At 49.7% G+C, this 23,835-nt stretch carries 22 protein-coding genes and 1 pseudogene; 9 read left to right on the plus strand and 14 right to left on the minus strand.

Annotated elements, in window-relative coordinates:
- Positions 1 to 22: 22 nt before the first annotated feature.
- The 4 genes from folE to pnuC form a co-directional block, all read right to left on the minus strand.
- Entirely contained in the window at positions 23 to 571 is a 549-nt protein-coding gene (folE, locus tag IEX86_RS04200) for a GTP cyclohydrolase I FolE (protein WP_010798424.1), read from the minus strand.
- Positions 572 to 663: 92 nt separating this feature from the next.
- Positions 664 to 1,221, minus strand: coding sequence for a Smr/MutS family protein (locus tag IEX86_RS04205; RefSeq protein ID WP_188864840.1), 558 nt, complete (start codon positions 1,219 to 1,221; stop codon positions 664 to 666).
- A gap of 49 nt (positions 1,222 to 1,270) precedes the next feature.
- A complete protein-coding gene (locus tag IEX86_RS04210) occupies positions 1,271 to 1,795 on the minus strand; it encodes an AAA family ATPase (RefSeq protein WP_188864841.1) in 525 nt (174 codons plus the stop codon).
- Positions 1,792 to 2,352 carry a nicotinamide riboside transporter PnuC gene (gene pnuC, locus IEX86_RS04215; protein ID WP_188864842.1) on the minus strand — a complete coding sequence of 187 codons (561 nt, stop codon included), beginning with the start codon at positions 2,350 to 2,352 and terminating at the stop codon, positions 1,792 to 1,794. The genes IEX86_RS04210 and pnuC overlap by 4 nt, the downstream gene beginning before the upstream one ends.
- 195 nt (positions 2,353 to 2,547) lie before the next feature.
- Here pnuC and IEX86_RS04220 point away from each other — a divergent pair, with 195 nt between their 5' ends.
- A complete protein-coding gene (locus IEX86_RS04220) occupies positions 2,548 to 3,378 on the plus strand; it encodes an undecaprenyl-diphosphate phosphatase (protein ID WP_188864843.1) in 831 nt (276 codons plus the stop codon).
- Positions 3,379 to 3,537: 159 nt separating this feature from the next.
- Here IEX86_RS04220 and mqo read toward each other — a convergent pair whose 3' ends face one another.
- The 3 genes and pseudogenes from mqo to IEX86_RS25560 form a co-directional block, all read right to left on the minus strand.
- Positions 3,538 to 5,028: a malate dehydrogenase (quinone) gene (gene mqo, locus IEX86_RS04225; protein ID WP_188864844.1), complete on the minus strand. Its 1,491-nt coding sequence runs from the start codon at positions 5,026 to 5,028 to the stop codon at positions 3,538 to 3,540.
- Positions 5,029 to 5,575: 547 nt separating this feature from the next.
- On the minus strand, positions 5,576 to 7,165 hold the full coding sequence (locus tag IEX86_RS04230; protein WP_188864845.1) for an ABC-F family ATPase: 1,590 nt from the start codon (positions 7,163 to 7,165) through the stop codon (positions 5,576 to 5,578).
- Positions 7,166 to 7,217: 52 nt separating this feature from the next.
- Positions 7,218 to 7,378 (minus strand): annotated as a pseudogene (locus IEX86_RS25560) (site-specific integrase); the annotation flags it as partial.
- A gap of 370 nt (positions 7,379 to 7,748) precedes the next feature.
- Between IEX86_RS25560 and IEX86_RS04235 the strand changes: the two are divergent.
- Both IEX86_RS04235 and IEX86_RS04240 read left to right on the plus strand, forming a co-directional pair.
- A complete protein-coding gene (locus IEX86_RS04235) occupies positions 7,749 to 8,204 on the plus strand; it encodes a hypothetical protein (protein WP_188864846.1) in 456 nt (151 codons plus the stop codon).
- A 124-nt stretch (positions 8,205 to 8,328) separates the two neighbouring features.
- Entirely contained in the window at positions 8,329 to 8,475 is a 147-nt protein-coding gene (locus IEX86_RS04240) for a hypothetical protein (protein WP_188864847.1), read from the plus strand.
- Positions 8,476 to 8,570: 95 nt separating this feature from the next.
- Here IEX86_RS04240 and IEX86_RS04245 read toward each other — a convergent pair whose 3' ends face one another.
- A complete protein-coding gene (locus IEX86_RS04245; RefSeq protein WP_188864848.1) occupies positions 8,571 to 8,804 on the minus strand; it encodes a hypothetical protein in 234 nt (77 codons plus the stop codon).
- 1,060 nt (positions 8,805 to 9,864) lie between these two features.
- Here IEX86_RS04245 and IEX86_RS04250 point away from each other — a divergent pair.
- On the plus strand, positions 9,865 to 10,209 hold the full coding sequence (locus IEX86_RS04250) for a hypothetical protein (RefSeq protein ID WP_188864849.1): 345 nt from the start codon (positions 9,865 to 9,867) through the stop codon (positions 10,207 to 10,209).
- An 889-nt stretch (positions 10,210 to 11,098) separates the two neighbouring features.
- Here the strand turns inward: IEX86_RS04250 and ssb are convergent.
- The 3 genes from ssb to IEX86_RS04265 all read right to left on the minus strand — a co-directional run bounded on the left by ssb (position 11,099) and on the right by IEX86_RS04265 (position 15,461).
- Positions 11,099 to 11,578, minus strand: a complete 480-nt coding sequence (gene ssb, locus IEX86_RS04255) for a single-stranded DNA-binding protein (protein ID WP_188864850.1) — start codon at positions 11,576 to 11,578, stop codon at positions 11,099 to 11,101.
- A 1,459-nt stretch (positions 11,579 to 13,037) separates the two neighbouring features.
- The gene (locus tag IEX86_RS04260; RefSeq protein ID WP_188864851.1) at positions 13,038 to 14,249 is read right to left on the minus strand and encodes an MFS transporter; all 1,212 of its coding nucleotides are present in this window, start codon (positions 14,247 to 14,249) and stop codon (positions 13,038 to 13,040) included.
- A 21-nt stretch (positions 14,250 to 14,270) separates the two neighbouring features.
- Positions 14,271 to 15,461, minus strand: coding sequence for an MFS transporter (locus IEX86_RS04265; RefSeq protein WP_188865319.1), 1,191 nt, complete (start codon positions 15,459 to 15,461; stop codon positions 14,271 to 14,273).
- 652 nt (positions 15,462 to 16,113) lie between these two features.
- On the opposite strand from IEX86_RS04265, the gene IEX86_RS04270 reads away from it, so the two are divergent.
- From IEX86_RS04270 to IEX86_RS04290, 5 genes are read left to right on the plus strand one after another with little or no spacing between them, the layout of a single operon-like run.
- The gene (locus IEX86_RS04270; RefSeq protein WP_188864852.1) at positions 16,114 to 16,548 is read left to right on the plus strand and encodes a type IV pilin protein; all 435 of its coding nucleotides are present in this window, start codon (positions 16,114 to 16,116) and stop codon (positions 16,546 to 16,548) included.
- Positions 16,542 to 17,036 (plus strand): pilus assembly FimT family protein, encoded by a 495-nt coding sequence (locus IEX86_RS04275; RefSeq protein ID WP_188864853.1) that lies wholly within the window; start codon positions 16,542 to 16,544, stop codon positions 17,034 to 17,036. The genes IEX86_RS04270 and IEX86_RS04275 overlap by 7 nt, the downstream gene beginning before the upstream one ends.
- Complete coding sequence (locus IEX86_RS04280) at positions 17,011 to 17,433, plus strand: PilV family protein (RefSeq protein WP_188864854.1); 423 nt, start codon at positions 17,011 to 17,013, stop codon at positions 17,431 to 17,433. Before IEX86_RS04275 ends, IEX86_RS04280 begins: the two co-directional genes overlap by 26 nt.
- Positions 17,430 to 18,152: a PilW family protein gene (locus IEX86_RS04285; protein ID WP_188864855.1), complete on the plus strand. Its 723-nt coding sequence runs from the start codon at positions 17,430 to 17,432 to the stop codon at positions 18,150 to 18,152. The genes IEX86_RS04280 and IEX86_RS04285 overlap by 4 nt, the downstream gene beginning before the upstream one ends.
- Positions 18,128 to 20,284: an autotransporter outer membrane beta-barrel domain-containing protein gene (locus tag IEX86_RS04290; protein WP_188864856.1), complete on the plus strand. Its 2,157-nt coding sequence runs from the start codon at positions 18,128 to 18,130 to the stop codon at positions 20,282 to 20,284. Before IEX86_RS04285 ends, IEX86_RS04290 begins: the two co-directional genes overlap by 25 nt.
- Before the next feature lie 3 nt (positions 20,285 to 20,287).
- On the opposite strand, the gene IEX86_RS04295 is transcribed toward IEX86_RS04290, so the two are convergent.
- From IEX86_RS04295 to xthA, 3 genes are all read right to left on the minus strand, one after another.
- Positions 20,288 to 21,310: a TerC family protein gene (locus IEX86_RS04295; protein WP_188864857.1), complete on the minus strand. Its 1,023-nt coding sequence runs from the start codon at positions 21,308 to 21,310 to the stop codon at positions 20,288 to 20,290.
- Positions 21,311 to 21,435: 125 nt separating this feature from the next.
- Positions 21,436 to 22,812 (minus strand): substrate-binding domain-containing protein, encoded by a 1,377-nt coding sequence (locus IEX86_RS04300; protein WP_188864858.1) that lies wholly within the window; start codon positions 22,810 to 22,812, stop codon positions 21,436 to 21,438.
- 128 nt (positions 22,813 to 22,940) lie between these two features.
- Positions 22,941 to 23,753, minus strand: coding sequence for an exodeoxyribonuclease III (gene xthA, locus IEX86_RS04305; RefSeq protein ID WP_188864859.1), 813 nt, complete (start codon positions 23,751 to 23,753; stop codon positions 22,941 to 22,943).
- Positions 23,754 to 23,835 lie beyond the last annotated feature (82 nt).

The raw sequence follows: 23,835 nt of genomic DNA on the forward strand, positions 1-23,835 counted from the left end.
GGTTTTTATTTAAGCGTCTGGCTTATCGATTGATAAGGCCCATGAATTCGGCGCGTGTTGCATCGTTGCTGCGGAACTGACCGAGCATGACCGAGGTAACCATCGAAGAATTCTGCTTCTCGACACCGCGCATCATCATGCACATGTGTTGAGCCTCAATGACTACGGCTACACCCGCAGCATTGGTAACTTTTTGAATCGCCTCGGCAATTTCGCGAGTCATGTTTTCCTGGATTTGCAGGCGACGTGCGTACATATCAACGATGCGGGCAACCTTGGACAAACCCAGAACTTTGCCGCTTGGCATATAGGCCACGTGAGCCTTGCCAATGAACGGCAGCATGTGGTGCTCACACAGTGAATACAGCTCAATATTTTTGACCAGCACCATTTCGCTGTTGTCCGAGGTGAACAGCGCATCTCCAACCACTTCTTCCAGCGTCTGGTTGTAGCCTTTACACAGGTACTGCATGGCTTTTGCGGCACGTTTTGGCGTATCCAGCAAGCCTTCCCGGGAAACATCCTCGCCTAACTGAGAAAGAATGGCGGAGTAGTGTTGTTCCAATGACATGGTAATTCCTATGGATATTGACACCGCAGCGATGCGGGATGAGCAGAGTAGGGGCTGCGGGGATTAAAATCAATTCTGACTAGAAAGCTCGGTTATTCGTCGCGGCCTTCCAGCATAGTTCGTTTGAGCAAAACATACAGGGCCCCGGTGCCACCATGGCGCGGTTGGCAAGATACAAAACCAAGTACTTGTGGATGCTGGCGCAGCCATGTATTGACATGGCTCTTGATGAGCGGGCGTCGCCCATCGAGACGTGCTGCTTTCCCATGAGTAACACGGACGCAGCGAACCTCGAACTTCGTCGCTTCAGCAATGAAATCCCATAGTGTCTCGCGTGCTTTCTCAATGGTCATGCCATGCAGATCCAAACTGCCATCAAACGGGATCTGTCCGGCTTTGAGTTTACGAATCTGGCTGTCCTGAACACCGTCACGGGCCCAGTACAGCTCATCTTCAGCCCCTACGTCGATAACGAACTGATCGGACAGACCATCGACTTTAATGGTTGACATCATCTGTGTAGCTGCTGCGCGGCGCTTGACGACCTGCTGGCGATCTTTGCGAGGTTTTCCAGTGTCTGCATGGTCATCTACTAGGCGCCGAACGCCTTGCATTTCACTGGCAAATGATGAGAAATCGTCGTCTGGCATAGGGCCTCCACATGATTTCGCCATTTTACTGGATAGACTCGCAGGCACGCTAACCTTCTAGCAGCTCGGTTACGTACTGTAAGGCTAATCGCTGTCGGTTCGCCCAGTTGCCGCCAATGCAGCGGGAGGTCTGCCCATGGTTATCCAGCCACGATTTACAGGCTTCATAAAAGGCCAGACGATCACGGACATCGGGTTGGCAACGTTGGCCGTCATCACTCCAAGGCACCTCTCGCGGATCTAGTAACAAATGCAGGTCGTAATGACGCGCGAGCAATGCAGGCTCCAGCCAGTCCGGGCAGGCATCAAACAAAAAGCGACTCCAGAGAATATTACTTAACAGATGAGTGTCCAAAATAAGAAGAGCAGGACGCTGCTGACGGGCCATGTCTTCACGCTCAAGCTGGCGAAGTGCTATGGGAGTAACGTCTTCATAGGTGGTATCGCGCCCTAGGGCAGCAAAGTATTCTCGTACATACTCGTCTACCAAAACACCACCCACGTTGTCTTTAAGTGTCTGGGCCAGCCATGATTTGCCTGTCGACTCAGGTCCTGTCAGTACGATTATCTTCATACGCTTACCACCTCACGTCGCCATGCAAACCAGCCGCGGGCGGCCAGGCCGACAAAGAGCATATAGAGTAGGGCGGTCAGGTAGAGAGCCTTGTAGATAAAGAGTCCGACGTAAATCACATCTACTACAAACCAAAGCGCCCAGCATTCAACCCGCTTTTGTGCCATCCATAATTGAGCGACCAGACTAAAGCTGGTCAGCCCTGCATCTAGCCAGGGTTGGCTTGCATCCGTATAGGTGTTCATCAAATAGCCTAATACGAGTGTTCCGAGAGCACCTATCAGCAGATTACCTGACAGGACTGCATTTGAAAGACGAGTGACATGTCGTCCTTGATGATCCTGTCCACCCTTGGTCCACTGCCACCAGCCATAGAGTTGCAAGACTGCATAAACGCCTTGGAGCAGCATGTCTGAGTACAGTTTGACATCATAAAACACCCAGGCATACATCACGACCATTACCAAGCCGACCGGCCAGCCCCAAACATTTTGCCGAACCGTGAGCCAGACCGCGATAACGCCTAAAACGGCTGCAACTATTTCAAAAGAAGACACCCTAAGCACCCTGGGAAAATATGTCGGACAGGGACCGTATCTTACCCTCTGTTTTATTGCTCCGTTTTATCGAACGTATGCCTACGGGAATATGCGGCCTCTGGTAATGTTCGCAGCGTTTCGGTTGTAGGACCTGCCCCCCCTCATTGGATAAGCAAGCTAACGCTGCTACCTAGCAGCTATATGGAGAAACGAATGGATCTATGGAGTGCCATCCAGGCGCTAATTTTGGGCATCGTAGAAGGCTTGACCGAATTTCTGCCGATCTCAAGTACAGGTCACCAGATAATTGTGGCTGACCTGCTGGGGTTTGGTGGTGATAGAGCCATGGCGTTCAATATCATCATCCAATTGGGTGCGATCCTGGCCGTCGTGTGGGAGTTTCGCCGCAAGATCATTGATGTCGTCGTTGGCCTGCCTCGTCAGCGACAAGCCCAGCGCTTTACCGTAAACCTGATGGTAGCCTTTTTTCCAGCCGTTATTTTGGGCGTTGCCTTCGCTGATGCGATCCATGAGTATCTGTTCAATCCCATAACAGTAGCCATGGCGCTGGTCATTGGCGGCGTAATCATGTTGTGGGCGGAGCGCCGCCAGCACAATACGCACATCGAACAAGTTGATGACATGACTTGGGTCGATGCGCTCAAGATCGGATGCATTCAGTGTCTGGCCATGATTCCTGGCACGTCTCGTTCGGGTTCTACCATTATTGGTGGTCTGCTGATGGGCCTTTCCCGAAAGGCTGCCACTGAATTCTCTTTCTTCCTTGCCATGCCCACCATGGTGGGTGCTGCTGTTTATTCAGGCTATAAGTATCGGGATCTTTTCCAGCCCAGTGACTTACCTGTCTTCATTATCGGCTTTGTTACGTCCTTCATTTTTGCCATGATCGCGGTGCGAGGTCTCCTGAAGTTCATTGGTAATCACAGCTATGCAATGTTTGCCTGGTATCGGATCGTCTTTGGTTTGTTGATCCTGGCGACCTGGAAGTTCGGCTGGGTAGACTGGACGTCTGCAGTAGCCTGAGGCTACAAATCGAATGCCATACGGAACAGTCCCGATGGCATTCGATAGTCACTGAGGCGGTATTCAGGGTAGGGTGGACAATAGTCCAGTGAATACACGCTATCGAACTCTAGTTATTTTAAAAGGAAGCGCCAAAGCGCTTCCTTTTTTTATCGATGCTTATCTAAGTTGCAGGACTTCGTTGCAATGCGAGCGTACGCGGTGAAGCAGCTCGGTATCCTTATCCAGCGAGCCATTGAGCGCTGGGAACATTTTGAGTAACTGAGCCTGCCAGGCTTCACTCTTGTATTGTTCGGGGAAGCAACGCTGGATCAGCGTAAGCATAATCGAGACAGAAGTCGAAGCACCTGGGGACGCGCCTAATAAGGCTGCAATCGAGCCGTCTTGTGCTGACACGATTTCCGTTCCGAATTGCAAAGTACCGCCTGTCTTGGTGTCTTTTTTAATGATTTGGACACGTTGACCTGCTACTTCCAGGCGCCAGTCATTCTTGTTGACCTCCGGATAAAAGCCTCGCAGCTCTTCAATACGTTGGTCGAACGACTGCATGACCTGACCAATCAGGTACTTGGTCAATGGCATGTTGTCTCGTGCGACGGCGAGCATGGGGCCCAGGTTGTTGGCTCGAATGGACTTTGGCAGGTCCATGAATGAGCCTTGCTTCAAGAACTTGGTCGTAAAGCCTGCAAACGGGCCAAACAGCAGGGATTTCTTGCCATCTACGACACGTGTATCCAGGTGCGGTACAGACATAGGTGGGGAGCCTACGCTTGCCTTGCCATAGACCTTGGCCTGATGCTGGGAGACAACTTCCGGCTTATCACAGCGCAGCCATTGACCACTGACTGGGAAACCACCATATCCATGGCTTTCGGGTATATCGGATTTTTGTAGGAGGGGTAGGGCTCCACCGCCTGCGCCCAAGAAAACAAATCGGGCTCGCAATGTGCGGGTTGCGCCGGTTTGTGTGTCTTGTATGGTCAGCCGCCAGCGATTGTCGGGCTCCCGGTGCAGATCGGTCACCTTTTGATTATAGGCAATATGAGTACCCGGCTGCTTGGTCAGATGATGCAGCAGATTGGTAGTCAAGGCGCCAAAGTTTACATCTGTACCGCTTTCAGTACGCGTTGCTGCAATCTTTTCATTCGTGGTGCGTCCCTTCATCATCAGGGGCATCCACTCTTCAAGTTTCGCGCGGTCTTCGGTGTACTCCATTCCAGCAAACAGAGGGTTTGCAGACAACGCCTCAAAACGCTTGCGCAAGAAGGAAATATCCTTTTCCCCGCGGACGAAGCTCAGGTGTGGAACAGGATTAATAAAGCTTCTAGGTGATTCGAAATGACCTTGTTCGACGAGGTAGGTCCAAAACTGTTTGGACGTCTCGAACATGATATTGATATCGATCGCCTTGGCGATGTTTACAGCGCCGTCCTTACCTTCCGGCGTGTAGTTCAGCTCGCAAAGCGCTGCGTGACCTGTGCCGGCGTTATTCCAAGGGTTGGAACTCTCTGCGGCGCCGGAACTGAGTAGCTCTAGAACTTCCACATTCAATGAGGGATCGAGTTCCTTGAGCATGACAGCAAGCGTCGCACTCATGATGCCGGCTCCCACGAAAACGAGATCCGACTCTCCGCTACCACGTTGGGTCATTAATGGTACTCCTGAAGCACAAGGTCATTCTTGAATTATAAAAGCCAAGCCCTTTACGACTTGAGCCTGCATTACCTAGTTCAGATACCTCGAGCTCGCGTGCCAGGCGCATCTGGCTACGACGCGATACAAAGCCACACCATATCCATATGGGGCTTGAGGCATAAAACACAAACGGAAATACGTTATAAACAATCTTAAGCCAGATCGTAAGCAAACTAACAATACTGACCGTTAATTCTACTAAAGACAGCAAGTGGCGGTTTGTGATGAAAAGAGGAATATCGCTGCAGTCAGTCATCATGACTGCCTGATGGAGGGGTCGAGTGAACAACGACTCGATAAGGTGAGCGACGTGGGAAAAGGCATTTTCTCTTTTCAACAGCCGGACAATACCGGAACATGCTTGAATATATCCGTTCATGGACGAATCGGAAAAGCATGGCGGATGATACAAGCGCAGAGCTTAGGATTAAACCCAAAAGCGGTGGACTTTCAAGAAATCTCACCGCTTTTTGTAGCGTTATATACTAAAGGCTACATTTGGTTAGACGATTACGCCTTGGCTACGTAGGTAATCATCATAGGTGCCGCTGAAGTCTGTGACACCTGTTTCGGTTAGTTCAATGATACGCGTGGCAAGTGAAGAGACAAACTCGCGGTCATGGCTAACGAAAATCAGCGTGCCGGGGTAGTTTTCCAGCGCTAGGTTCAAGGCTTCGATGGATTCCATGTCCAGGTGGTTGGTGGGCTCGTCCATTACCAACACGTTTGGCTTCTGTAAGATCAGTTTGCCAAACAACATGCGCCCTTGCTCTCCACCGGAGATGACTTTAACTGACTTCTGAATGTCATCATTGGAAAACAGCATCCGGCCTAATGTCCCGCGTACCAGCTGCTCACCGCCCTGTGTCCACTGGCCCATCCAGTCGAATAGGTTGACATCATCTTCAAAATCTTCGGCATGATCTTGAGCGAAGTAACCGACCTCTGCACTATCGGTCCATTTGATCTCACCTTTATCAATAGACAGTTCGCCTACCAGACAGCGCAGAAGGGTAGTTTTACCAATCCCGTTCGGCCCGATGATCGCGACACGTTCGCCTGCCTCAACCTGCAGGCTCAGACGATTGAATAGCGGCTTGCCGTCATAACCCTTGGCAACGTTTTCTAACGTCACAGCCTGGCGGTGTAATTTCTTGGTCTGATCGAAGCGAATAAATGGGCTAACCCGGCTGGACGGTTTTACCTCTTCAAGCTGAATCTTGTCGATCTGACGTGCTCGGCTAGTGGCTTGCTTTGCTTTCGATGCGTTAGCCGAGAAACGGCTGACGAAAGATTGAAGCTCGGCAATCTGAGCCTTTTTCTTTGCGTTATCGGACAGCAGACGCTCACGCGCCTGAGTAGCAGCCGTCATGTATTCGTCATAGTTACCAGGAAACAGACGTAATTCACCGTAGTCCAGGTCAGCCATATGCGTGCAGACGCTGTTAAGAAAGTGACGGTCGTGAGAAATAATAATCATGGTGCTATTACGCGCCGTGAGAATACCCTCAAGCCAACGGATGGTATTGATATCCAGGTGGTTTGTAGGTTCGTCCAGCAACAGCACATCTGGGTCTGAGAACAGTGCCTGCGCGAGGAGTACACGAAGCTTCCAGCCCGGCGACACTGCGCTCATAAGGCCAAAGTGCTGATCAAGAGGAATACCAAGCCCAAGCAGGAGCTCGCCCGCGCGTGATTCGGCGGTATAGCCATCCATCTCGGCAAACTGAACTTCAAGCTCGGCAACGGCCATGCCATCGTCTTCCGACATTTCCGGCAGCGAATAAATACGGTCGCGTTCGGCTTTAACCTTCCATAATTCAGTGTGCCCCATGATAACCGTATCGATGACAGTGAAGTCCTCATAGGCAAACTGATCCTGGCGCAGCTTACCCAAACGGGTATTAGGCTCCAGCATCACCTGGCCAGCAGATGGCTCAAGGTCACTACCCAGAATTTTCATGAAGGTAGATTTGCCGCAGCCATTCGCGCCGATAAGGCCGTAACGGTTCCCGTTGCCAAATTTAACTGAAACGTTTTCAAACAGGGGCTTAGCCCCGAATTGCATGGTGATATTTGCAGTGGAGATCAAAGGGTCTTACCTGTAGCGATCTTCAGACTGGCTGAAAAGAAGCAAAGCCACTTCAGGCCATTTGGAGTTTTGCCAATTCATTCCAGTCCGATTGTGAAGAGATCCAGCGTGCGTAGGTCGATAGCAGCATCTGAACGCTATGCCCGAGCTGGCCGGCGATGAAAGCGGGACTCGTACCCGACATGAGTATATTGTGGCATACGTGTGCCAACAGTTATACGGTGGCCGATGGTGGATACCTAATTCCCTCATTACCGGTATCTGCCAGTAATAAAGGATGGATATCTGCTTGTATAAGCATGGTTCTTTGAAGATAGGAATATACAGAAGATCAGCTTTATCCTGCCAGCACCTTCCTTTCTATACTCGACAGGCTACTTCGTGTAGAGCGAGGCGTGCAGTGCTCAGTTGTTTGGGTACTTTGCCTGTCCTGCTCCGCCAGGCAAGCTCATTCAGTACAACGATTTGCCTATGGGCCTGCCGTTAGCTATCAAGCAGGCTGCGCTTTTGCTTTTATCTCAGTAATTCTTTCGTTTTCTTCTACGCTTCTAGCATCAGTTACTCAAAGCTTGGAGGCTTGAGTGTGGAGAAGTATCTTGAACTGAGTCGTTTGCTCACAGACTCTAACGATAGAGCGGACGCCTATTGGGCTGAGCTAAGGACTCGGCTTGAACAGCTGCCCGAGCGCTTTACCGCATTTCTCGGGCTTGATCCTGATGAGCGGATCAACCTCGGGGGCGGCTACAATAAACGCGTTAGCGGGCAGGTAGTAGGCACTGCCAACAGCACTGTCCTATATGACTTGGAAGTGATTATTCATGATCAGCACAGTAACTCTACGCATTTCATTGTGCAGCTTGCATTTTATCTGGACAACGGGATTTACCGTCTTAAAGAACGGAACGGAGAATTCAAGGTTGATCTAAGCCCACTGGAGGATTCTACTGAGTTTTGGGATAGGGCTTGTAAAAGAATCTTTGAGCAGATATTGAGGCTAACCGAAGCGAGAGCTCAGCCACTAGTGCAAGTCGCCCGCTGATGTTGCACCTTGTACCTCATTTGGCACATTGGTTACTTTGGATCAAGAGGTTTCACAGCCTAAATGATCGCCTGTTGGTGCTGTCTTAGAGTTGAGGCCATTTAAGGTCTCAGCCGAGGTGCATATGAAGACTGATCAAAATGAATCATGGCAAATGCAAGGTTCTGACCCGCTAGGCCCAGGAGATGAAGTAGGCGCAAACGATGATGAAATGGCGCCACTGGATCCTGATCAAGCACCGGATGAGTCTGATGAAGAAGGCGGTATTTAACTGAGAGCTAGTTTAACCCAAGCCCTGTTAAGGTCAGGGTTTGGGTTATTAGATCAGTGGTCAAACAGAGCGCGTAATATTTAATGTGAATCTCATCACGCCGTGATATCTCTGCGCAACAGCAATTGCTGTTCCTGCAGAGGCACCATCATGGTCAGGTCAGGGAGCGGGTTCCTTGTAAGACAAGGAGCAACGCTGGCAATAATTGCGGCTGTGCTTTTGCTTTCGGTCGGTATTGTTGGCTGGTTATATGAGTATTTGTCATTAGCCATGATGTGCATGCCGGTGGCACTGGGGACAGGAATCTTGGCATTTTTAGGTTTAGCCACGATTATTCATACTCTTTTGGATTGATCTGAGTATCTGGAAGGCTCGGCAATGCTGTCGGGCTTTTTTATGGGTTTAGATAAAATACCATAGATATCAAAATGATATCATTGTCTCATTCCTTTGTGCTGTGAGCATTGATATTCATGGATGAAAACGACAAAAATTTGAATGGATATGGTTCGAAATAACCCAGAAATTACTTTTTCAGGGTCAGAGCATTCAAAAGAGATTGCTTGGCAGAATTGGATATTCTCCCAGCGGCTTGCTCCAATCACTGGACTTCTTTAGCAAGCGCTATAAGCAATAGTGCTAAAGAGGGTGTAGATGCTGAACGGATAGAGATCAATCTTCCAACTAAATCACCGAGATAAACTGAGTGAGCTGAACGTTAACTCGGTCTATTTGTTTTACCTGTTGGGCTGGTTCAGCTCTGTTGCCAATGCTCTTGCTGCGTAGCGCATTATTTCAACATGCTTACCTTATAAAGCTGCTACATACCTGAAGAGTTTTGTGCCGTAAGACATTTCCTTGCTACCTACTAGGAATAGCATTACCACTCCGGTTCGCGATGGGGAGTCAAACCAGGTCGTTCTCGGCAACCAGAAATCCTGAAATTAGTACTGAGTATCGGGTTGTGGTTCCGATCACAAAAATTTTGCGTATTCTTACCGGTTTTTAACATCGTAGTTCGCTCTGTGCTGCATAAGCTGGAGCGGCTGAGCACATATGGGAAAGTGGATAAACCTGAAACGCAATCTCCAGATAGAGGGGTGGGCGTTTCTATTGGCGTTTGGCTGTATTTTTTTTGGCTTCAGACACAGCTATTGGTTGTGGATGCTAGCCCCCTTATGCCTTGGACTCGGCATCGATTGGCATAAACTGATGCCTGATGAGGATCCTGAAGAATTGCCGTAGACGTAGGCAGTCTGGCCCTGTCGCGATCAGTCTTTGCTGATGCGGCTTTCATTTTTGACATTATTCTTAATGTTAACTGGTCGTGACTGATTCAAAAGTTTTGAGTTGGTGTTTTATCAATGGAGCGGTTTAGCCGGGGTAGGCATGAAGCGTGTAGTAATAGTAATTAGCTTTGCTTTGACAGGGTGCGTGGGTGTAAGCGATATTGAAAAGGTGCAGCCCTCTTTGGCAGGAAGATCGAATAAAGATCCAGATACTTTTATTGAGTGCCTGATAACAGACCTTTCCGTCAATCAATCAAAGGTCATCATTGAAAGGAAGGGTAGCAGTATCAAGGCCTTATTCCCTCAAGGATTAGCCTCGCAAGCACCGGCATTGGTTATTGCCAATAAAACCTCACATGGAACTAAAGTTGTCCTGCGAGACGGTAGGGCGAATAACCCCTTTTCCTTTGCAGGAATCAGAAGTAACGTTTCTGGCTGTTTATAACTAATGTGTATTTAGCTTGCTAAAACAAAGCCCCGCAATAAGTGGAGCTTTGTTTGGCTTTTAGCTTTACCGGCGATACGAAACGTCAAATCCTGCCTTTGTGTTTAGGGGCATGCCAATACTGCTCTGATCATTGACTTTAGCCACTAATGACATGTTGGACGATGGCCTACACTGCTCAAGACAGGTATCTCCATCATATGCCCACCAGACGGTCACACTAAACACCGCAAGAAAAAGCCAGCTTGGCAAGTTAAAGTTTTTTATTTTTAACGACTCGTTCATAACGCTTCGCTCCATGAATACGCTAAGGATGATGGCATTTTGGTGCCGCTGCCTTTTTACTCTTTGCTTCGAAGGTTGGCTAGTGCTGTTTGAAAATTTAGTGCTAATTTTCGAACTATGTGGAGCAGGCTAAATTAATTGCGTAGCTAACTTCTCATTTTTTTGCGTTTGAGGATATGCAGAAACGATAGCGCTTTAAGTCCGACCAATTCCTGAGTGTTAACTAGTCTTAACGTGAGACTAGGTCAGCTAAACCTAGTATGAAAATAACCCCTGCATAAACGAGCAATGCATAAGCAAAGCTTGTCCAGATGAGTCGGCGGCGAAGTTGTATACGGGTCATAAAGCATTCCTTGCTGAGTAAACTTAGGTATAACGACAACCTGGCTCAGCTCATTGAGAAAACAAGGTGTTGAGCTTGATCTGCCAGCTATGACCATCGAAATTTAAAAGCGCTGCACACAGAAGGAAAAAAATTAACCGAAAAGGTGAATGCCATATCATTCATCTTTGAGAGCGAAAGGTTTTGCCTTGGTCGCAAGAGGTGTGTTGCTAGATGTGCTTTGAGCGCTATAAGGTCAAAAAGAAAGGCGCCGAAGCGCCTTTAGAAGGGGATGTCATCGTCAAAACTATCGTAGTCTGGAGCTGGCTGAGTTGAGGGCTGTGGTTGCGCAGACTTGCGGTTTTGCCCAGATGGCTGCCGGTTTGTCTGAGGACTGCCACTGTGTTCATTATCAGTTCGTCCACCAAGTAGTTGCATGGTACCGCTAACGTCGACTATGACTTCGGTGGTGTAACGATCCTGTCCATCCTGGCCTTGCCATTTGCGCGTACGTAACGTGCCCTCTACATAAACCTGTGATCCCTTGCGCAGGTATTCGGCCGCGATTTCAGCCAGCCTGCCAAAGAAGACAACGCGATGCCATTCAGTTCGCTCTTGTTGCTGACCGCTCTGCTTGTCTTTCCAGCTTTCGCTGGTTGCAAGTGTAATGTTGGTAATAGGATTGCCATTAGGTGTGTAACGAATCTCAGGATCAGCGCCTACGTTGCCTACGAGAATTACTTTATTAATGCCTCTAGCCATTCAAAGCCTCACAGTCAGCACTCAGGCTGCAGTTTCTTGATCACAACGGGTCAGATATTTTTGTATAGCAGTTATTTTTAGCCTGTGCATTAATGTATGTCGCTGTTTAATGGTGGATCTTTTAAATAAACCTTAATGCATTAGTCGTAATGCTGGCTTTGGTCATAGCCTTAAGGTGATGAAGAGCCTTAATAAGACAACTCCTATGCTCTTCATATATGGGGATTGGGTAAGAAAAAACAATAATGACAATCCACTATAAATGACCATTTGTCGCCTTGAGATTTACAGTGGGGGAGGGCTGGTAGAACTGAAGTGATGACGGCTTAAGTAAAATTGGTTCGGATAAAATCTAAATAACATTCGATAGAGTTTATTTGTCGCATTCAGAAACGGGTCGAGCTGAACGGCATCTATCCCAATAAGCTATGTGGCTACACAGTATGATTTCAGCTCCTGCCCCTGAAGGTGTTTTGCGATTCTGTGCTTGGAACTGATCGTTAGGCTGGAAAGCATTATAAGAACATGCTCCTCATCACTTTAGGGCCCTGCAAGATTGTTGGGCATAGCACGGCCTTCATAGACAAAATGGCGGGATTATATATTGCTGGCCATAGGGCACTATGCGATGCTTGTATAAAGGGTTCTTTTAATTGATTGGCTTATCTCTGCTAAAAGCGCCATTAATTTGGATTATATAATTTTAGAGTCATTAAGTTGACATAAGGTCAGTGGCTTTTCTTTTTCATCCGCTTGGAATTTTTCTATAAGGCACCAAGCATGTTTTATGAAATCATTCATTAATTGATTTTCTTTGTATTGATTTTATGTCTTTCCGACTCTTTGCTATGCCTGTATTGATACTGCTGCTAGGTCAGGTCTCCGGTATCTTTCTTTTTGTCTGGTCTAGCCATGTTGAAGCGTTCGTGCTTCTGGATCTTGCCATTACCGCCAAGCTCATTAGCTTAATGTTGTGGCTGGGAAGTTTAGCGATAGGGCTATCGTGGCTTTTAATGCGCCTTAAGACACTGTTTCTCTGGAAAAAGCGTAGGCTTTATGGAGGGTGTGTTCACTGTCAGGGTGCGTTGAGTCATCATGATGATGAGCATGGGTTTTACAGTAAATGCATGATGTGCAATGCAAGGCATTACTAGGGGCTGTACGAAAAATCTCTGCACTCGATGATGCTTCGTTAAAAATCGATTCGGAATGTTCATTTACAATACGTGAACTCCGCTTCCTTGCCTATTTTTGCCTCGCCTGATCTTCACTCGAAGACTTTTCGTACAGACCCTAGCAGTGCCTTATCGGATTTGACCCAAGCCTTTCCTGCTCATAAAGCATGAAGTCGGCATAAGTATTATGCCGACTTCATGTTGTGGATCATCATCACACGCTGGTCAGTAGGTCTACACAGTTGGCGAATGTGCTTTTGGATGGATATTTTTGCCTACCTGTTTTAAGTCGGCTGATCTTGCCCGGCCTTGGGTATTTCAGTAGCGCGCTGTGCCTGTTTGAAAAGGTAAAGGCTAAGCATGAGTCCTGCTAATGACATCAAGGCAGCAAAAAGATAAATGGCGTTGAATCCGAACGCATTGGCAATGCTGCCAGCAACGGGGCCGGTAATACCTAACGACAAGTCCAGACATAATGAGTAGGCGCCTAGTGCTGCGCTTCTGTTGGTAGCAGGGACTTTTACAATCGCCTCTACACCCAAAGCAGGGTAAACAAGCGAGAGGCCGAATCCTGCCAAGGCTGCCCCTGCCATGGCCATGCCAGGGGAAACCGCCAGCCAGAGTAAAAGCAGACCTAATGTTTCTACGATAAAGCAGGCGATAGCCACTGGGTATCCACCGAAACGGTTGACCGTTCCTGCGAATAAGAGGCGAGCACAAATGAAGGCCGCCCCGAATGCTGTCAGGCTATAGGCAGCGTCTGGCCAGCCATGACTACCGTAATACAGCGTGATGAAGGTAGCAATAGTGCCAAAGCCAATCGAGCTGAGCAGCAGCCCAAGCCCATAGGGGCTGATTCGCCAGAATACACGCAGAAAAGGAAGTCGTTCGCCGGAAATGACCGGGGCGGGCTCTTTGTTCCAGGCTAGCGCCAGGCCAATTGCTGCTAGCAGTACAATGCTAACGCCGAGACTCCAAAGACCCAAGCCGCTCACCATTGCTACTCCTAGTGGAGCACCAATAGCTAAAGCCCCATAAGCGGCTATCCCATTCCAAGAGATTACTTTGCTGACATGTTGCATCCCAACGCTGCCCATGCCCCAGCTCAAGGAGCCTGTGCCAATCAGTGCCTGGGCACAGCCAAGAAAAATTCGCCCAATGATGAGCAGCACCAGACTTGCGACTTGAAAATCCTGCAGCAAGGTCGAGATAAAGGTAAGGATGCCGCAGATGCCACAGCCAAACAGACCCGCTATTACGCCTTTCTTAGGGCCGATGCTATCAGCAATCTTGCCCGCGATAGGGCGGGTAAACAATGTGGCAATGTACTGAATGCTGATGGTTAAACCTGCCATCACTGAGCCGAAGCCTAGGGTGTCATGAACATATCCAGGAAGAATGGCAAGCGGTAGACCGATAGCTAGAAACGTCAGAAAGCTGAAAACGACGATTGAGGCAATACGCAAGGTAATGGCAAAGGATTCTGAAGCTTTCATCAGTAGCTAAGGCCTCCCGGCTCAGACGTTAGGATTCCGTTTTAACAGCGTGATACTTAATGCCAAGCCCATTAAGGATGCCAGGGCTGCGCTTAGGAACATGATGGAGTAGCCAAAGTTCGCTGCAATGGCTCCAATCAGCGGGCCGGTAATGCCTAGGGAAAGATCAATAAAGACCGAGTAGGCACCCAAGGCAGAACCTCGATTCGCTGCTGGTACCCGCCGGACCGCTTCGACACCCAGCGCTGGAAACACCAGTGAGAAGCCAAAACCTGTTAGTGCTGCGCCTATTAGGGCAAGTAGAGGGGTTGATGCCTGCCAGAGTATTAACAACCCAAGTGTCTCTACTGTCAGGCAGACAATGGCTACAGGGAAGCCACCCAGCCGGTTAATGGCATTAGCGAAGAGTAGGCGTGCACAGATGAAGAAGCAGCCGAAGACGCTCAGGCATAAGGCGGCATTGTCCCAATGATGACTGCTGTAGAAGAGGGTGATGAATGTCGCAATGGTTCCAAAGCCGATCCCGCCTAAGGCTAGCCCCATGCCGTAAGGTGCAACCCGCTTCAATACGTTGAGAAAAGGCATGTGCTTACCAGGCACAATCGCAACAGCAGGCTTAGGTCTGGCCAGGCAAAAGCCTAGTAAGGCAAGCAGAATGATGCTGACACCCATGCTCCATAGGCCTACCACATTTACCAGCATGACACCCAAGGGGGCGCCCACTGCCAAGGCGCCGTAACTGGCTATACCATTCCAGGAAATGACCTTGGCAGTATGTGCAGCGCCTGTACGGCCAATAGCCCAACTGATAGAGCCGGTACCGACCAGGCTTTCCGAGCAGCCAAGAATAAGGCGGCCAGCCAGTAAGCACCCTAAGCTGACAGATGGAATGTTTTGAAGAAGGGTAGATGCCAACATGAGTATTCCGCTGATACCGCATCCGGCCATACCGTATATGACGGCTTGTTTGGCACCTATGGTATCGATGACTCTGCCAGCATGGGAACGTGAGAAGAGGGTAGCCACGTACTGACTACTGATGACAAGCCCGGCGATTACCGAATTAAAACCTAACTGATCGTGCACATATTTAGGCAGGACGGCGAGTGGAATTCCGATAGTTAAATAGGCAAGAAAGGTAAAGAGGACAGTGGAAACAACCACAAGCGTAATAGTAAAAGGGCGCGGTGATTGAGTCTCGGTGTTCGATATGGACAACGAAAGGGTTCCTGAACGTATAAGGTCTTGAGCGCACGTGATCAGAGGAGACTTGATCGCGGGGTGGTAATTACCATCTGTTTGATCGTTAGCTAAGCATCAAATGAGGTGATAAGTCGTATAGACGCCTGCAATCAGGTTCTCGTTACATAGGCCATAAAAGCTACTGGTTGCAGTCTATACATTAGAGGCGGTTACCATTAACAGAGCTGGGAGGAGATTTTTTGAAGAATAGCTAATGTTAAAGTTATTTCTATATCTTATTAAAATTTATATAAAAAACAATATATTAAAGTAATATTTTAAAGTCCTTGGTGAGCTATTTTCTCGCTTTGTAATCTCTGTTTTTAACTGTTTTCTGGCAATGACCTCCGCTTCGCTATTAATGCGCCAGAATATCGTCACTACTGACTTGCGTCCTGGCGTTTTACCAGCTTCTCTTATGGTGTACGTAGGAGGTTTGAATGTGCTCTAGCCCTTTACCGGTGCAGTGTCCATCAAGTGACAGAGTAACGGCTTACTTACTTGGCACAGCATTTGAATAGGTATCGATAGCTGGTTATATAACGATCAATGGTTCAGGGAAAGTCCGGACGCTGTTCGGAACTATCATGCATGGACGTTAAAGAGACGTAGGTTCAAGCTCATGCATAGGCATATCGATGCTCGCCGCAGCAGCGGCTTTACACTTATCGAAATTCTGATCGTAGTCGCCATAGTTGGCATCCTGGCGGCTGTTGCTGTCCCGTCGTATAGCTCGTATGTCACCCGTAGCCAAATTAAAACTGCGCAGGGCGATCTCGTAGCGCTTGGACTCAATATGGAGAATGTTCGGCAACGTACCCTGAAATATTCATCTGCACCTGCTACGACGACTACAGCTGCAACGCAAGCGCTGTTCAACGGTAAATGGCAACCGGCTCAAGGTGCGGACTTCGAGTACATGATTACGCAAGTAACCGATACTGCCTATGCGGTAACAGCTCAAGGCAAGAGTGCCAAATTGCGCAGTTGTACGCTTACATTAACAAGTAAGAACGAGCGCACCGCAACCGGCTGCCCAGGAGTGACATCATGGTAAGACAAGCTAAGGGTTTCACGTTGATCGAGTTAATGGTCACGCTGGCTATCATGAGTATTCTTCTGATGGCGGGTGTCCCTTTGACTCAAGGGTGGATAAACAGCGCCAATCAGCGTGACGCAGCCGGTGTTCTCCAGCAAGGTATTGCGCGTGCCAAAGCTATGGCGTTGAGAAACCCTGCTGGTGCTGTAGGCCCAGACAAGCCTGCTGCCTTGCTGTGCCTTAATGAAACCTCGCTGGTATTGGCTCAGCCTACCACTGGCCAAAGCGCGTTCAACTGCAGCCAAGTGGGTACAGCCCAGGTTGTATGGAGCAGTGCACTCCCTAAACAGGTCACTATCGAATCCGATAACAAGTCGTTTCAATGTGTAGCGCTGGATAATCGTGCATTGCCGTTCCAGAGTAGTCAGGCAGGGCTTAATTGCGCCACGGTAGATTTGGCAGTGAAGGCGGGTCGAGAAGATGCCCTTCCGATCACCATTATTTAACGTCAGATCTCATCAGCGCGGCGATACGCTGATTGAGGCATTAGTAGGCGTCCTGCTGATGTCGATCATAGGCATTGGCATGATTCACATTGCTACACGCATTCAACAGGCACAGACAGACCTGCATATCCAAAATCATATTGTTGTACAGATGCGTAACCTGTTGCACGTCTATGGGACGACGCTTTGCCCCGGTAACAGTGCCAACAGTAAAGCTATTGTTTACTCACCTATCGATAGCGCTCCGTTTCCGTTGGACGTGGAGTGCAAGCCGACCTCCGGTTCAATTTCGCTAGGTGGTCGTACGGTGAATGCCTCTCCGCAACACGTCATGTTGCAGACTCGCATGATGGATCAGGAAGTATTCGGCCTACCTATTCAGGTAGGTGACCTGTGAGGGGAAATCACCAGCGGGGATTTAACCTGATCAGTCTTATGATCGGCATGGTGATTTCACTCATTACCGTGCTGGCAATGTTATCGCTGTACCGTACATTGGTGGGTATAAGCGTAGAGTCCGCCAGTCTGGCTAAAGTGGAAGGACAAAAAGCATCAGGGCTCTTGACCGCACAGATCGCTTTACAACAGGCGGGCTTTGGTTTGCCGGTCATAGGTACCAAGCGACCTCAGTTAGGCAGGGACTTGGTCTTTATTCGTGATGCCACGTTGTCCAAGGCTGATGAAAACAATGTGCGCAAACTATCGGGTGGAACAGTAACCGACTTTACCAAGGCAGACCCAGTGAAAGGCTCGCTTGGAAATGCAATCATCTGGGGATTCAATACCAGCGCCATTACTGAAACGCCGACTGCCGCGGCCTACCAATGCAGCGGCCTGGTATCCACGTCTTCAGGGCTGGTTCTGCTAAAGCCTGTGAGATGTACAAGTCCACAGGCGTGGGCGTCACTGGATTGGAATACTGCTGACCTGATTAATGAGATGGGAAGCGATACACAAGGTGCCTATATGCAGATAGTCGACTCGACCTGCTGGCCTTTTAGTACCAATGAAGGGGTTCATGCTGTGCAGGTACGTTTCCCTGTGCTGGATCTGGAGCCGCAACCAGAGCCGCTAGCCACCAGCTTTACTACATGCCTGTCGAACTTTGCGCCATGAATAGCTTTCCGTCTCGCCAGAAAGGCATCGCTTCCTTGATGGTCATTCTGATGACCGGAATGACGCTCACCGTTGCAGCGCTTGGCATGATGTACATGGTACAGGGTACTCAGGAGCGGCAACTGGCAGTGCATGCGACAACACCTGCCCAGCTAAAGGCCTGGACCGGGGTTGAGCTGCTAAGGCAATTTCTGACAAATCGACCGACACAAGATCTGGAGGTGCTGGCGGCAGGTGAGATCGCTGTTGGAGGGACCCAGGGGTTAAAGGTGGAGCTATTATCCAAGACCAAACCCAAAACGGATCAATACCGTATCGTAGCGAATGTCACAGGCAGAGCCGCTGACTCGACTGCGATTGTGCAAGCCGTTTTCAACGTCACTCCGCTGGACTACACCTCAACAGGCACGGGCACAACGACAGGAACAGCATCAGGCACTGGCACTCCACCAAGCCCTGCACCAGTACCACCCCTTATCAGGATTAATACCGATCTTAATCTCAACGGCTCGGTGAGCTTTGAGGGGCCTCAGCAAGCCAACATCAGCGTCAAGGGAAAGGTTAATCTTTCTGGGAATGTCACAGGTCTGGATGCAATCAGCTCAACGGATGACGTTACGGTTGGCAGTTCGGTAGCGGTCAGTTCACTAACGACCAATGGCAACGTGACCCTAGAAGGAAATGCTTCGGCATTAACTGTTTCAGCCATTAAAAACGTAACTTTGCTGGGAAATGCCAGCGCAGGAACCATTACTGCGAATGGCACGCTTAACATGGGAGGGCGTCAGGTCTCTACCGCGAACGTGACCGGAAATGTCACTGTAAGCAGTGGCGCCGTTACGACTGTTAATAGTCAGGCGGATGTTACCTGGACAAGTAAAGACGCAGCCAGAGCGATTAATGCCAACGGTATAGTTGCGTATTCTGGTACGAATAACAGTACTGCCATAGCTTCTATCGGGGACGTGCAGATCACGAGGGGTACAGTTCAGACGGTTAGAACTCAGGCCAATACGCTGATAACCGAGGGGGATATAACCAGTCGCCTTGATGGACAAGGGGCTTTGACTGCAAATACCGGTCTCGTTGCCAGTGGAACAATTGGCGGTGCACTTACTGCGGACAGAAACTCCAGAGTAAACGTGGTTAGAACGCCTAATTATCAGGTCAGCGTGCCGCGTGTCATCGTCCCGACTGTAAAGGCAACAGTGGTCGAAACGAGCAAGGTGGATGCCTATCAGCTGCGCTCAAATGCCAACTATATATTTCAGTTTACCTCCACTGGGCTGCGGCAAGTAACCGTGCAGGGTATTAATGGGATTGCTGATGGTGTCTATTTCCTGGGGAACTATCCGAACCCGGACGCAGGAGGCAGAGGGTACCAAGACTTTTTGTGTACTGCGGTCAATGCCCAGGGGATGTGTACCGCTCCACTCCAACCCAATAAAACGATTTGCCACGGTGAAACCACATTTAATGGCTGCATAACCTATAGAGGTGGTGTCTGGACGCTCTCTGGCTGGAGCCTTGCGCCAGGTGTTTTATGGTTTCAAGGCGATGTTCAGGCAGGTAATGGTGTTTACTACAATAGCATTATTGCGACGGGTAACATTGCAACTACCACCAGGAATAAAACCATTGCTGTTAACTTTGCAGGCTATAACCCCGTTTGCAGAAATACACGGCGTGCAGAAGATAGCGTCCCTACCAGTAGTGACCTTGCAGGGCTTTATCCTTTAAATCTTTGTGATATCACGGCTGGTACGTATAAGCCCTCTGCTGTAGGCAACATAGCCTTACTGGCAGGCGGCTATTTGAATGGTAGCTTCTCCGGCGGTGTGATTACCTTAGGCGCCACTAATGATGTTTATGGCAGCGTGGTCGCAGGTAATAATGTCATCACAACAGGGAATACTCGAATTTTCGGTATGATGACTTCTGCTGCCCAGGCGGGAGGTATCCAGCAACTGGGCGGTTCAACCACTATCAACACTACAGGGTGGCCTTCTACCTTCTCACCAGAGCAGGCCCCCGGTAATGCGCCTGAGGGAGCCGGTTCGAATAGTAATTTTGTGGGCGATTGGACGCGCGCTCAACCCACTGTAGAAATCGTATGGACGCGCTACCTTTGATTCCTAGGAATCTCCAGAACCGCTTCCGCGGGTATCCGCTTTAAGCGGCTCTCTGCTTTTACGGGTTTTGAAAAGCGATAGCACGATGCCGCCTACCAGTAGGCCAAATGTTACGCCTAGAGACAGCGGAGCAGGGACTGGGCCAATGAGCGAGTGTGCGAAGATTTTGGCGCCAATGAAAATTAGCACGAGTGCCAGGGCATATTTTAGGTAGGCGAATCGGCTGATCATCGCGGCTAATGCAAAGTAAAGCGCACGAAGGCCCAGAATGGCGCAGATATTCGAGGTGTAGACGATAAAGGGTTCTTGGGTAATCGAAAAAATTGCCGGAACGCTATCGACTGCAAATACCAGATCGGCCATTTCGATAAGGATCAACGCCAGTAGAAGCGGGGTGGCATAAACGAGTGCCTTGCCGGAGCCTTCTTTCTCTTGGCGTATCAAGAAGCGATCACCATGAAGCTGATCCGTTACGCGAATGTGCTTACGCAGGAAGCGCAACACGGGATTTTGCGCAAGGTCAGGCTGATCATCATGCCGGCTGAAGAGCATTTTGATGCCTGAGATCAGCAGGAACGCGCCAAAGACGTAAAGAATCCAGTCGAAGCGTTGTACCAGTGCTGCTCCTATACCGATCATGATCGCGCGCATGACAATGGCGCCCAATATCCCCCAGAACAACACCTCATGCTGATATTTACGGGGAATTTGAAAGAAGCTAAAAATCAGCGCCATGACAAACACGTTATCCATCGAAAGCGACTGTTCGACCAGATACCCTGTGTAGTATTCAAGCGCGCGGGTAGGGCCAAACTCGTACCAGATCCAGCCGCCAAAGGCGATGCCAAACGAAATATAGCCTGCTGACATCAGCAGACTTTCCTTGATGCCTATCTCATGATGATCGCGCTGCAATACCCCTAGATCAAATATCAGAAGCAGCACGACAACAGTAAGAAAACTCAGCCATAGCCATACGGCAGCGCCCATGAAAGGGGTGGTCAGGAAATCAAATGCGTCAGGCATGATCGATCCTGTCGATGTCGTTTAGGTGACTCCGACATGGCGATCAGGTGATCGTCAGAGGGGCCCGGCGTCACACCTCCTTAAGAGGTAGGGTTGAAGGTAACGAAGCTATTGGCTGCGTCATACTAGTAGACCCAGACTTCCACGCGCCGGTTCTTCATCCGGCCTTCATTGCTATTGGCTGCGACAGGCAGAGCGTCACCCATTCCTGCTATGTCATGGAACAGGACGCCGCCTTTATTAAGCTCCCGGCGTACGGCCATGGCGCGCAGCTTGGAAAGCAGCTCGGCTCGCTTTGGATCTTCCTTTGTATCGCTAAAACCAATCAGGACGACTTTCTTATCGAGCTTGTTGTGTTCCTTGAGGTAAGCCAAAAGGCGTTCAATATCGAGGTTGGCCTTGTTGTCCAGCACGGCACTCCCTTCGGCAAAGCGAAAATTCACCGAAAGGCGCTGGGCATGCGTGGCCAGTTGGCGATAACTTTCGGGCGCGTCTGCAGGCACGGTTGGCTGGACCGCGACCACTTCTTGTGCAACAAATCCGCTCTTGCTAACCCAGCCTTGCCCCTCCGGACTTTGAGCATAGCGGATGAAGGCATGTACCCAAGGGTTTTTCTCATCAGGTTTGTTGTAGAAAAACAGGCGGCGTGAGAGGGGATAATCTTCTGTAGCAACAGCTGCGACAGTGGGCGGCAGCGGCAGTGCCTGTCCGTCAGAGATCGAAACCACTTTTGCCTTGCCTATGGAGGCGAGCCCTACAAAGCCGATTCCATAAGGGTCCTGGCCGATAGCGGCAGACAACTCGTCATTGGATTCGAAACGCTTGGCGGCAGGAGAAAGGCTTTTGCCATGGGATGACATGACCAGTTCCTTGAAGGTATCAAAGGTCCCGGATTGATCATCGCGTGCATAAAGATGAACAGGGCCTGCCAGACCGCCGAGGTCTTTCCAGTTTTTGATGTCGCCTGAAAAGAGACGCGCCAGATCATCGGTTGAAAGCGCCGTTAATGGATTAACTGGGTTCAGGACGATGGCGATGCCATCAATACCGATAACATGCTCAGAGCCAGCGTTACGCGAGTTGCTCAGGCGATTTAACTCAATCGCCTCGCTATCTTTGATAGGGCGTGACGCGGCAGCAATGTCTGTATTGCTATGAATAAGGTCGGCGAAGCCGGTGCTCGATCCGTGCGCGGCCAGATCGATACGAGCCTGATCGCCGTTGGCGCGTCTGCCAATAATGACACGCTCATTTTCATGACTGCCGGGCTGGCTGTTTACGGTATCGAAGCCCTGTGCCTTGAGAAAGCCCTCGACCATGAGCGGAGAGAGCTGGGCGCCGATCGTATTAGAACCATGAATACTTAATACCCTGCTGCCATCTGTGGGGAGCGGCAGCGTGTGGGCAGTGACTGACCATGATGAGACAGTGCAGACAAGACCAAGGAGCGCTCCGGCAAGAAGACGGCTCCAGCGGATGGAATCCTGACGGGAGGAATGCATATTCCTACAGCTACCCTGGAATGAGACGCGGGCAGCATAAAGGGGACAAATGACAAAAACGTTACAGAAGTGTCTTTTTGCCAGTATATCTCTATAAGTGGCCCGTTGACGCGGGCCACTCCCTACGATCAGCTCAGTTCAACCCAAATCGGTGCATGGTCTGAGGGTTTCTCCATGGCTCGGATATCGTAATCGATACCGGCATCCTTGAGACGAGATTGGGCACCCTCAGAAGCCAGGATCAAATCGATGCGAAGCCCTCGCTTGGGCTCAGCCTCAAAGCCTTTGCTACGGTAGTCAAACCAGCTGAAACGATCTGCAGTAACCGGGTTAAGGTGACGGAAACTATCGACCAATCCCCAGTTTTTAAGCTTGGCCAGCCATTCGCGCTCCTCGGGCAAAAAGCTGCACTTACCCGTACGCAACCAGCGCTTGGCATTGTCGGCACCAATGCCGATGTCACAGTCTTCAGGCGAAATATTAAAATCACCCATCAGCAGCAAAGGTGTGCTGGTCGAGTAGTGCTGTTCGAGAAGCGCCTGCAAATCAGCATAGAATTTGGTCTTGGCAGGAAATTTTACAGGGTGATCCCGACTCTCGCCCTGCGGAAAATAGCCATTCATGACCACGATAGGCTGGTTGTTATGGTCTGCATATACGCCATAAATGAAGCGTTTCTGCGATTCTTCACTATCGTTGGGAAAGCCCTTGTGAATTTCCAACGGGGCCTGGCGTGACAGTAGTGCTACTCCATAGTGGCCTTTCTGCCCATGAAAGTGAACGTGATAGCCTAGCGCCTCGATTTCAGCCAGTGGGAACTGATCGTCCGAGACTTTGGTTTCCTGAAGTCCGATAACATCGGGCGCGTGACGTTCGATCAAGGCGGCAAGCTGGTGCGGCCGTGCTCGCAAACCGTTGATATTGAAGCAAACAATCTTCATGGGTAGAGAAGACTCTCGGTAAAATGGTCATCCTAGCGTATAGAACGGCCTCATGACGAGTCCGCTTCGCTGGTACACCTGA

The organism is Pseudomonas asuensis (assembly GCF_014646755.1).
Lineage (GTDB): Bacteria > Pseudomonadota > Gammaproteobacteria > Pseudomonadales > Pseudomonadaceae > Chryseomonas > Chryseomonas asuensis.

Bases quoted from the DNA above. Each gene is read 5' to 3' on its own strand.
- folE (WP_010798424.1), bottom strand. From the start codon at position 571: ATGTCATTGGAACAACACTACTCCGCCATTCTTTCTCAGTTAGGCGAG.
- IEX86_RS04205 (WP_188864840.1), bottom strand. From the start codon at position 1,221: ATGCCAGACGACGATTTCTCATCATTTGCCAGTGAAATGCAAGGCGTT.
- IEX86_RS04210 (WP_188864841.1), bottom strand. From the start codon at position 1,795: ATGAAGATAATCGTACTGACAGGACCTGAGTCGACAGGCAAATCATGG.
- IEX86_RS04220 (WP_188864843.1), top strand. From the start codon at position 2,548: ATGGATCTATGGAGTGCCATCCAGGCGCTAATTTTGGGCATCGTAGAA.
- mqo (WP_188864844.1), bottom strand. From the start codon at position 5,028: ATGACCCAACGTGGTAGCGGAGAGTCGGATCTCGTTTTCGTGGGAGCC.
- IEX86_RS04240 (WP_188864847.1), top strand. From the start codon at position 8,329: ATGAAGACTGATCAAAATGAATCATGGCAAATGCAAGGTTCTGACCCG.
- IEX86_RS04250 (WP_188864849.1), top strand. From the start codon at position 9,865: ATGAAGCGTGTAGTAATAGTAATTAGCTTTGCTTTGACAGGGTGCGTG.
- ssb (WP_188864850.1), bottom strand. From the start codon at position 11,578: ATGGCTAGAGGCATTAATAAAGTAATTCTCGTAGGCAACGTAGGCGCT.
- IEX86_RS04260 (WP_188864851.1), bottom strand. From the start codon at position 14,249: ATGAAAGCTTCAGAATCCTTTGCCATTACCTTGCGTATTGCCTCAATC.
- IEX86_RS04270 (WP_188864852.1), top strand. From the start codon at position 16,114: ATGCATAGGCATATCGATGCTCGCCGCAGCAGCGGCTTTACACTTATC.
- IEX86_RS04275 (WP_188864853.1), top strand. From the start codon at position 16,542: ATGGTAAGACAAGCTAAGGGTTTCACGTTGATCGAGTTAATGGTCACG.
- IEX86_RS04280 (WP_188864854.1), top strand. From the start codon at position 17,011: ATGCCCTTCCGATCACCATTATTTAACGTCAGATCTCATCAGCGCGGC.
- IEX86_RS04290 (WP_188864856.1), top strand. From the start codon at position 18,128: ATGCCTGTCGAACTTTGCGCCATGAATAGCTTTCCGTCTCGCCAGAAA.
- IEX86_RS04295 (WP_188864857.1), bottom strand. From the start codon at position 21,310: ATGCCTGACGCATTTGATTTCCTGACCACCCCTTTCATGGGCGCTGCC.
- IEX86_RS04300 (WP_188864858.1), bottom strand. From the start codon at position 22,812: ATGCATTCCTCCCGTCAGGATTCCATCCGCTGGAGCCGTCTTCTTGCC.
- xthA (WP_188864859.1), bottom strand. From the start codon at position 23,753: ATGAAGATTGTTTGCTTCAATATCAACGGTTTGCGAGCACGGCCGCAC.